The sequence below is a fragment of the Streptomyces katrae genome (assembly GCF_000966975.1).
Taxonomy (GTDB): Bacteria; Actinomycetota; Actinomycetes; order Streptomycetales; family Streptomycetaceae; genus Streptomyces; species Streptomyces katrae.
On record NZ_JZWV01001527.1, the window covers coordinates 1 to 2,280 of the forward strand.

1 protein-coding gene and 2 pseudogenes are annotated in these 2,280 nt (G+C 77.9%); 2 read left to right on the plus strand and 1 reads right to left on the minus strand.

The window, feature by feature from the left end; translation table 11 throughout:
• Positions 1-976: ATP-binding SpoIIE family protein phosphatase (locus tag VR44_RS38895; protein ID WP_045952410.1), on the plus strand; the 976-nt coding region annotated here is incomplete at its 5' end.
• A 60-nt stretch (positions 977-1,036) separates the two neighbouring features.
• On the opposite strand, the pseudogene VR44_RS49410 reads toward VR44_RS38895, so the two are convergent.
• Positions 1,037-1,561 (minus strand): annotated as a pseudogene (locus VR44_RS49410) (DUF4328 domain-containing protein); the annotation flags it as partial.
• Between VR44_RS49410 and VR44_RS45750 the strand changes: the two are divergent.
• Positions 1,464-2,280, plus strand: a pseudogene (locus VR44_RS45750) (phosphodiester glycosidase family protein); the annotation flags it as partial. The pseudogenes VR44_RS49410 and VR44_RS45750 sit on opposite strands and share 98 nt — an antisense overlap.

Consider the following 2,280-nt stretch of genomic DNA (forward strand, 5'->3'; position numbering starts at 1 on the left):
GGGCGGGGTGATGATCGGCGACGTCGAGGGCCACGACACGGACGCGGCGGCCGTCATGGGCCAGCTGCGCATCGTGCTCCGCGCCTACGTCCTGGAGGGCCACACCCCCGGAACGGCCATGGCCCGCGCCTCCGCCTTCCTGCGCGACCTCGCCACCGAGCGCTTCGCCACCTGCACCTACGCCGAGGCGGACCTGAACACCGGCATGCTGCGCCTGGTCCGGGCCGGCCACCTCGACCCGGTGGTCCGGCGCGGGGACGGCAGCTGCCACCGCGTCCAGGTGGCGGGCGGGCTCCCGCTCGGACTGCCCCCGCGCGAACCGCCGTCCGGTACCGGCTGCGGCTACCCCGTCACCAGCATGGAGCTGCACCCCGGGGACACCCTGCTGCTCTGCACCGACGGCCTGGTCGAGCGGCCCGGCGGGGACCTCGAGGCCGGGATACGGGAGTTCATGGACGCGGCCTGCCAGGGCCCGGCCGACGTCGAGGAACTCGCCGACGTGCTCTGCGACCTCGTCGGGGACGCGGGCGGCGGGGACGACATGGCCCTGCTGGTGCTGCGCCGGCGCGGCACCGCCGCCCCGCGCGGCGGTGGTCCGCTGCGCCAGCGCCTGGTCCCCGGCGACACCGAGGGACCGGCCCAGGCCCGGCACCTGATCCGGGCGGCCGCGGCCGCCTGGGGCGCCCGCGAACGGGCCGACGAGATCGAGCTGGCCGCCGACGAGCTCATGACCAACGCCCTCGTGCACACCGACGGCGGCGGGCAGGTCGGCATGCGACTGACCGCGGAGGGCCGGATCCGGGTCGAGGTCGAGGACTCCAGCAGCGCCCTGCCGCGCCGCCGGGAGGCGGACGACTGGGCGGTGTCCGGCCGGGGCCTGATGCTGGTGGACCGGCTCGCGGACGGCTGGGGCGTGGAGCCCCGGGGCAGCGGCAAGTGCGTGTGGTGCGAGTTCACCGTCCCGGCGGCCGGCTGAGCCCCGCCAGCGGGCGGTGGGCGGCCCCATGACCCTGGCGTGCTGCGGCGCGGTCAGCCTGCGCACGAAGACGACCGCCAGGACGGCTGCGGCGACTGTCAGCAGGTCGGAGAAGGCGCCGGAGGACGAGGCGACGGCCAGTCCCTCAGGGGTGTCGGCGCGCTTGTAGAGCTGCTCCACGGCGCTGTCGCAGAGCGTGGAGAGCACCCACACCAGCCCCCAAGCGGTCACGGGTGCGGTGGAGACCTGCGGGTGGGAGCTGTCGGCCGCACGCCGGACGCCGGCCCTCCAGGCCACGGGAACGTCTGAGAACGGGACGGGACGAGCGGCCGGCCGGGAGTGTGCGGGCCCGGCGGCGGGGGTGAACACATGGCAGCCCGGGCGCCTTCGTCCACACGGCGGTACGGCGGGTGCGGAAGGGTGAACCTGCTGGTCCAGGCGGTGCGCCCCGGTTCCGATGGTCGTACTGTATGGCGATCCTGCCGGGGTGATGAGCCTCCGCCCGCTGCTGCCCGCCCTGTTGAGCACCCTCCTGCTGGCCCCCGCCCCCGCGTACGCCGCGGCCGGCGGGCCCGGCGACGGCATCGAGACCGCCCGCACGACCCGGCAGCTCGCCCCCGGGATCCGCCTGGAGTCCTACGACCGGCTGGAGGCCGACCGCTGGCTGCGGATCGACGAGCTCGTCGCCGACCTCGACCCGCCCACCGGCGTACGCGCCGAGTACCTGGGCACCGGCGGGGGCCCCGTCACCCTCCCCGAAGCCGCCGCCCGCTACCGCCCCGGACCCGGGCGGCGCGTGGTCGCCGCCGTGAACGGCGACTTCTTCGACATCCGGGCCACCGGAGCCCCCCTCGGCCCCGGCGTCGGCTCCGGACGGCTCCTGCACTCCGCCTCGCCCGGGCCCGGGGGCGGCGCGGCCGTCGGCTTCGGCCCGGACGGGGCCGGCCGCCTGCTGCGCCTCGGCCTCGACGGCACGGTGACCCTGCCCGGCGGGCGGGTCCATCCCCTCGCCGGGTACAACGCCGCCAAGCCGCCCGCGGAGGGCTTCGCCGTATACACCGCCGACTGGGGCGGCAAGCGGCTCCCGGCCCTGGGGCCCGGGCCCGCGGTGGAGCTCCGCGACGGGAGGGTGGTCTCCGCAGGCCCCGCCCCGGCGGCGCGGCCCGCCCCCGGCACCACCCTGCTGACGGCCCGGGGCCCCGGCCCGGCGGCCGCGCTCGCCGCCCTGCGGCCGGGGGACGAGGTGACCGTCACCGCCCGGCCGCTGCCCGCGTCGGGGCCGGCCCCGGTGACGGCGCTCGGCG